The organism is Frisingicoccus caecimuris (assembly GCF_004340975.1).
In the GTDB taxonomy this organism is placed as follows: domain Bacteria; phylum Bacillota; class Clostridia; order Lachnospirales; family Lachnospiraceae; genus Frisingicoccus; species Frisingicoccus caecimuris.
Genome location: NZ_SLXA01000024.1, coordinates 1 through 6782, shown reverse-complemented (window position 1 = coordinate 6782; position 6782 = coordinate 1). Strand labels below are relative to the sequence as shown.

The 6782-nt window shown below is 36.8% G+C and carries 7 protein-coding genes and 1 pseudogene; all 8 read left to right on the top strand.

Going from position 1 to position 6782, the window contains the following annotated elements:
* Window positions 1-82: 82 nt before the first annotated feature.
* A pseudogene (locus EV212_RS13275) lies at window positions 83-793 on the top strand (AAA family ATPase); the annotation flags it as partial.
* Entirely contained in the window at window positions 766-894 is a 129-nt protein-coding gene (locus tag EV212_RS13835) for a hypothetical protein (protein WP_257591973.1), read from the top strand. The pseudogene EV212_RS13275 and the gene EV212_RS13835, both read left to right, overlap by 28 nt.
* Window positions 891-1124, top strand: coding sequence for a complexin-2 (locus EV212_RS13270; protein ID WP_181965803.1), 234 nt, complete (start codon window positions 891-893; stop codon window positions 1122-1124). Before EV212_RS13835 ends, EV212_RS13270 begins: the two co-directional genes overlap by 4 nt.
* Window positions 1125-1200: 76 nt before the next feature.
* A complete protein-coding gene (locus EV212_RS13265) occupies window positions 1201-1461 on the top strand; it encodes a hypothetical protein (RefSeq protein WP_121708399.1) in 261 nt (86 codons plus the stop codon).
* A gap of 186 nt (window positions 1462-1647) precedes the next feature.
* Complete coding sequence (locus EV212_RS13260) at window positions 1648-3078, top strand: MobA/MobL family protein (RefSeq protein WP_132094450.1); 1431 nt, start codon at window positions 1648-1650, stop codon at window positions 3076-3078.
* Between the two features lie 17 nt (window positions 3079-3095).
* Window positions 3096-3470, top strand: coding sequence for a TnpV protein (locus EV212_RS13255; protein ID WP_132094447.1), 375 nt, complete (start codon window positions 3096-3098; stop codon window positions 3468-3470).
* Window positions 3471-3833: 363 nt separating this feature from the next.
* Window positions 3834-4628, top strand: a complete 795-nt coding sequence (locus EV212_RS13250) for a SprT family zinc-dependent metalloprotease (protein ID WP_132094444.1) — start codon at window positions 3834-3836, stop codon at window positions 4626-4628.
* Window positions 4629-4858: 230 nt separating this feature from the next.
* A complete protein-coding gene (locus EV212_RS13245; protein WP_132094442.1) occupies window positions 4859-6478 on the top strand; it encodes a hypothetical protein in 1620 nt (539 codons plus the stop codon).
* Window positions 6479-6782: the final 304 nt, after the last annotated feature.

The window sequence follows — 6782 nt, the reverse complement described above, 5'->3', positions numbered from 1 at the left end:
TAATCAATGCCCGCCAATAGTAGGGAAAATCCCTTGACGAAAACAGGGAATTTCGACGCTTTTTTCAGGGAAAAGTACTTGACAAAAAACAGATAATCTTTTCTTCTCTGTTTCTGCCAGTCAGCTAGGGAAAGGGCTGGATGAACAGCTTGCAAGGTTTGTAGCGGAACACGCAGACACAAGGTTGATTATCATTGATACGCTCCAAAAGGTGCGGGAAGTCGGCGGAGATAATTACAGCTATGCAAACGATTATCAGATTATGGCAAGGCTGAAAAGCTTTGCGGACACCCACGGTCTTTGTATCCTGCTTGTACACCACACAAGGAAACAGACGGCGGATGATAAGTTTGATATGATTTCGGGAACAAGTGGACTGCTCGGTGCGGCGGATGGGGCGTTTCTCCTTCAGAAAGAAAAACGGACAGGCAATGCCGCAACTTTGGAAGTATCGGGCAGGGATCAGCAAGACCAAAAGCTATACCTTATCCGCAACACAGAAACCTTGTTGTGGGAGCTGCAAAGGGCAGAAACAGAATTGTGGAAGGAACCGCCGGAACCTTTACTGGATGAGATTGCTGAACTTGTTATGAAGGATAAATCCTTTTGGGAAGGCTCGGCAACGGAACTGGTTTTGCTGATAAAGGTAGAAATTCAGCCCCATGTCATCACACGAAAACTGAATGTTCTTTCAGGGCGATTGTATGCGGAGCATGGCATTTATTATAAGAGCAACCGTACCCACGATGGAAGAAAAATACGGTTTTGGAAAGACGATACGGAAACAGCGTGACAGTTGGTGACGGTTGTGACGGTATTTTTGACAGCGGGGGCGGTATCGAAATAACCGTCACAACTGTCACATACCGTCACGGAGAGGATGGGATACGATGAGAAATGTGCAAATATCACAGGAATTATTTATGCAGTTGCTCCGCTTCCACTTGATGGAAGATGAGAGTTGCGAAAAAGAAATTAAGAAGGAGTTGGAGAAAAAGTTGGACAAGATGGTCATGCGTGATCTTTTTGGAAAATCAAAAACTGCACCGACAGAGGAAGAACGAGAACAGGCAAGAAAAGAATATCTGGACAGGCGAGGAGTGTCGGAGAGTTTCCGCTGGTAATTCTTCCTTGATGATAAGGACAGGGGTGTGCCACACCCCTGTAAATAACAGACAAGGCAGGAAGGGAGTGTTGCAGATGTTAAAGCAGCCGGAAAGAGAAAGCAGAAACATGAATGATTTCTTTTATGAGATGGAGGGCAGGCAGATACAAAAAATGAACAAGGTACTGGCAGACGTGGAGCTGACAAAAGCGGAGGAAAAAACTCTGATATGGCTTGCCGGATGGGAAGAAAGTACCGTAGATCATCTGCTGTCAGTCATAGAAAAAACAGCCCGGATACGGGCAGATAAAAAGGGCGGATACGCCCATAAATCTAAATGTGAGTCCGAGAAGTAATCGGATTGTGTTAAACAAAAACAAGCCCTCGGCGTTTGAGAGCGAAATATACCCATCGCACAAACTTCGTTTATGCTCTGCGTATTTCGCCCTTGCAGGGGGCAAGCCGCCGACAGGCGGATAAGTTCGTAAACAGGTGCCTATGCACCTACTCACAGCAAAGCCGGCGAGAGCCGAGGAAGGAGGATGCTTATAGGCAGACATTCATTTATCAGACAAAGTAAGCTGTCCGACGTGGCAGGAAGGATTGATTATATCTCCAATCCGAAACGACAGGAATATCTCTATGCGACCTATCAGACAAAAGGGGCAACACCGGAGTTTTGGAAACGTCTTGCAAGAGAAAATCAGTTAGACTTTAAGGCGAGTGGTTCAGCAGGGAAATGTATCGAGGGGCGTGAATTTATCATTGCACTTCCCGAAAGTTTTGTTCAGTACAGGGCAGATGATATGGTAAGGTTTTTTACGGAAACTTTTCATAAAAGATATGGTGTGGAATGCAGCGCAGCTCTTCATCACAACAAGACAAAGACGAATTATCATATACATCTGGTGTTCAGTGAACGGAAAATGTTGGAACAGCCCGAAGTGAAGATTGCCACCCGAAATATGTTTTATGATGAGCAGGGAAAGCATAGACGTACAAAGAAAGATGTTTTAGACGAGCAGGGCGATCTTCAGGCGGGATGCAGCATTATCCTCAAAGGGGAAGTCTATGAAAGTCATATCTTCACAAAAAAAGAGGAATGGTTTAAGAACAAATCATTTACTAAAGAAGTGAAAGAACTGTTTACCGATACAATTAACCGATATGTAAAAGAAGAATCAGAAAAACTTTCTGTATTCCAACAGGGTGGAGTATATCTGGCAACAAAGAAAATCGGAAAGAACAATCTGAAAGCAGAGGAGATAAAGGCAGACAATGCGGCAAGGCAGGAATGGAATCGGACAGTTGATGTGGCATTAGTTGAAGGTGTTCCGGAAGAAGATATTTTGAAGATCAAGCAGGAAAAAATCATAGATGAAACGTTACAATCTATCAGGACACATGGTTGGCTGCCGGATATGTTCCGTCAGATTATCCGAGGGGCAAAAGACTTTTTACAGGAAGTGATTTTTAAATTTAAACTGCCGCCAAGACCTATGCCAAAGATTGATTTGCAGGAGTGGAAAGATATGCAGAAGCTCATGTATGAATTGCAGAGACAGTCAAGAGAGATAAAACGCACACAGCAGGATATTTCTTCTTTGAAAAAACAACTGTCAGAGCTGCGAGGGTTCTTTAAAGGCAAAGAGCGAAAATCTCTGGAAGGGAAAATTGAAGCGTTAGAGGATTTGGAAAAACGTCTGCATAGGAGTATGGAGCAGATTGTAAAACGCGAAGGCTATCCAAATGTGCAAGCCTTTCAGAAGGTCTATAACAAGGCAGAAGCACTAATTATGGAATACAATGAAGAGCTGCGAGCATGGAAAAATCAGACGGGGCAGAAGAAAGAAAATACGTTAGAACAACCGAAAAAAGCAAGCGTACTGGAAAAGCTACACCGCTATCAGCAGGAAGGAAGACAGCAGCCGAAACGGTCAGTCAAGAAAAAATCAATGGATAGAGAACGATAAGAAAGGTGGAAACGATTATGAAGAAAACGATATTTGAAGAAATAGGCGGCACTTATATCAGACATGGGGATTATCTTATCCCCTGTCTTACCTTGCCGGAGGAAGAACAGAGGTTTATCGGCGTATGGGGACAAAGACACTTACGCTATCTGAAAGAATATCGCAGGGGTGTATATTTGAATTTGCTTACAAGCGGCAGGCTGAATGATTATTTGGCTGATATAGAAGAACAGGCACAGGAACGCTTTGAAAGGATTGTAGAGCAGATGAAACGGGCGCAGGGAATTACAGAACAGTTAAAGGCAGAAAATCAGATGGAATGGGTAGCGAGAATGAACAATATACAAGCGTGTGCAAGGAAGATTGTGGATAAAGAACTAATTTATCAATAAGAAATGAGTATGGTAGAAAGCAAGTCTAAAATGGCTTGCTTTTTGCTTTACTATGATGGAAATTAATGTATAATTGTAAATAAAGAGACATATATGGAGTTGGGAAGTACATGACTATAAAAAGTATGAATACGAATTTGTTGAAGTAAAGAAACGAGCAGGGTTAGCAGACATTACGTTTGAAGAATGTAAAGAAGTAATTATTTCAGAAACAGAACAAGGTTGACGATTTAAACAAGTAGTGACACCGATTAATGAAAAATCGGGAGTTCATAGTCCATTATGTTATCAAATCATTTTTGAAAGAGAAGCATAAATTAGAATATATTTTTATCATTAAAATAATATGAGGGAGATACAGATATGGATTTAAATACTGTTTTAAGTAATATATTACAGGAAGAAGTACAATACTTTTATACTTGTATACGAGATTATGATGAAAAACGAATTATAGACATTGCTATGGTTGACGATGTTTATACAAAGGTATTTGAATATGATATGTGTGATGTACAGAAAGAAGCGGTAATGAAGACTGGTACTGCACTCAATAATTTAAACGGAACAGTGATTTTTGCGCCATCAGTAGATAAAACAACACTAGTAGTTTTATCTAAGAAGGTGTTGCCTCAAAAAGATCCTGACGAAGTACATGGAACTATATTACATGAGCTGACTCATGCACATGATTATTACGATTATGCAGATTTTTTGCAAATCAGTGATTATAATGCACTTTTTGAATCGCAATATTATAACTCATTTTTCTTTTGGACAGAGTTTCATGCTCGGCGAATCGGTTACAAGAGATTTATAGAATACAAATTTAGAAAAGGGTGGAAACAGTTTAAAAAACATAGATATGAGTTCCTTGAAGGAATTAAGACGAATTTTTCGATTTATAGCAGCAAAGGACGATTATATGATCTTATGCAAGCGGCTGGTAGGTACTATACGTTTATAGAGTTGTGTTCATCACATACAGAAAATTTTAAAGGAGATATTTTGGAGGGTAATGTTGAATCGGATTTGATTAATATATTAAATGAAGTATACTGTTTCTTGATTGAGAACAGTGAGTTTAAACAGTTTGTAAATAATATTGCAATATTTGATGAGTTATTGCAAAAAATAGACTCAATGGTAAGTGAGTAAATAGAGCGAACATTAAAAATAGAAAGTAAAATATTTCATAAATGAAACTGAAAAGAATGTTTGTCAGCATATCATTATTGTCTGAATTTATTTGGTGATTAAGATGATAAAGGTTTAAATAAATTACAGTCTAGCAGAGAGATGGAAAACAACAGAAGAATTTTTGAAAATTAATGAAACATTTATTGGTTTAAATGAATACATACTAAAGGATAAAAAATAAATTTTAAGTGGATTACAGAAAGTGGGGAAGAATTATGTATTTTTTAATAGGATTGATTATTGATGGTTTATTGGCATTAATTCCTGCTAATATAGCTAAGAATAAAGGGAGAGATTTTGCAACCTGGTATATTTATGGAGTCTGTCTGTTTTTTATTGCTTTCCTTCATTCATTATTTTTGGATGATAAAAACAAAGTGACTGCTTCTGAATCAAGTCCGGAATCTATCTCAAAAACAATAAGCATCAGAGAAATTTTGCAAGACATACCAAATGAAGTAGATATAAATGCAATTGCGAATATAGAATCTTATGCATTATTGTCTAAAGATGACGAGTTGCTTATGAGATTTAAGGTGAGAAATTTGGAAAATAAACCGATACGAGCTATAAAAATTATAGGAAAAGCGTATACTGACTTTGGAGATTTAGTAAAAGTTAGAGAAAAAGAATCTTTTGAAATTCTCCTTCAGGATTTGATGATTTTACCTTTGGGGTTAGAAGAAAAAACCTGTTCTTTAATTCCTGAGCTAAGAAGTGCTAGAAACTTTGTATTTTTTGTTTCTCAAGTTTGTTATGATAATGGGGAAATAATACAATGCAAATTGCCGAATAAGGTTAAAACTTGTCAGGACGAAATTAGTAAAGAATTACTTTCTTTTGCCCAAAAAGAAAATTCGAAGGCAAAATATTATATGAAAGATAGTGAAGATTACTGGCAATGTGTGTGTGGATATGTAAATACGAAAGAAATTTGTGCTTATTGTAAAATGAGTAAAAAATCAGCACAGAGATATTCGAAAACTTGTATCAAATCTAATTATGAGATATTCTTAAATGATGAACATATACGATTAGAAAAGGAAAAGGAATATCAGAAAAAAATTATTGAAGAGAAGAAAACCAAGAACAAAAAAGTCACTAAAATGATAGGAATTACGGCGAGTATAGTAATTACCATTTTAATCGTTTCAATTGGATGTTACTATGTTATTACAGAAAAAAATAATTCTCAAATATACATTCAAGGAGTTAAGTATTATGAGGATGAAAAATGGGAATTGGCGATGGGGGAGTTTTCAAAGATTTTGACTTATAAGGATTCAGAAGAACGATATGAGAATGCTTCTGGAAAAATTAAATTAGAAATTCAATCTAGTCTTAATGAAAAAAGAAACAGAAGTAAAAATATTATCGATACGGAATATGCATATGCTTGGGCTGAAGCTGAAATTGTAAGTTTTATGGGGCAGGATATTGATTTTATAAAAGAATATTGTCAAGTAACTGAAAATGGAGCAGAATGGATTCCTAATTATGAAGAAATGGTTTCAGAAAATATAGAAGTATATGATTTGGTGGATAATACATATGAAGCTTCAGATCCACTAATGACTATTCAATTGGATGAAAACGGATTGAAAGAGGTATATAGAAAATGGGGTGGAACTTTTAGTGCAAGTGAACAACTTGAATGGATGTGTGGACGATTAAAACGAAATTTTGATGAACAAGATGGGAAAAGTTATTACTGGTATTATGATAACGCTCCTGTTTCGTGCATTGAATTTAATACAGACTATAAGCTAGATTCTACTCAGAAATTTACAATAGTTTTTTATCGTTAAAAATAGCGACTTAAAATAAAATGATAAAAGGAAAGATATTGTATTTTAGCTATATGGTGTTGATTTTCTAAGCAAAGTCGCTTATAATTTGAGTCGGAACATATTGCTATTATCCACAGTTAATGAGTGAGTGTTATCAATGCCGATAACAAAATGATAACATTAGCCCATATAGGCAGGATAATATGGATAAATCAAATAATCAAAAGGTAAACGGTAAAACGCAAGTACCTTTTTATTGATTTCCAATCATGCCATAATTACACTCAACAAAAACTATAGGGTCAAAAAAGTTTAGGACTCA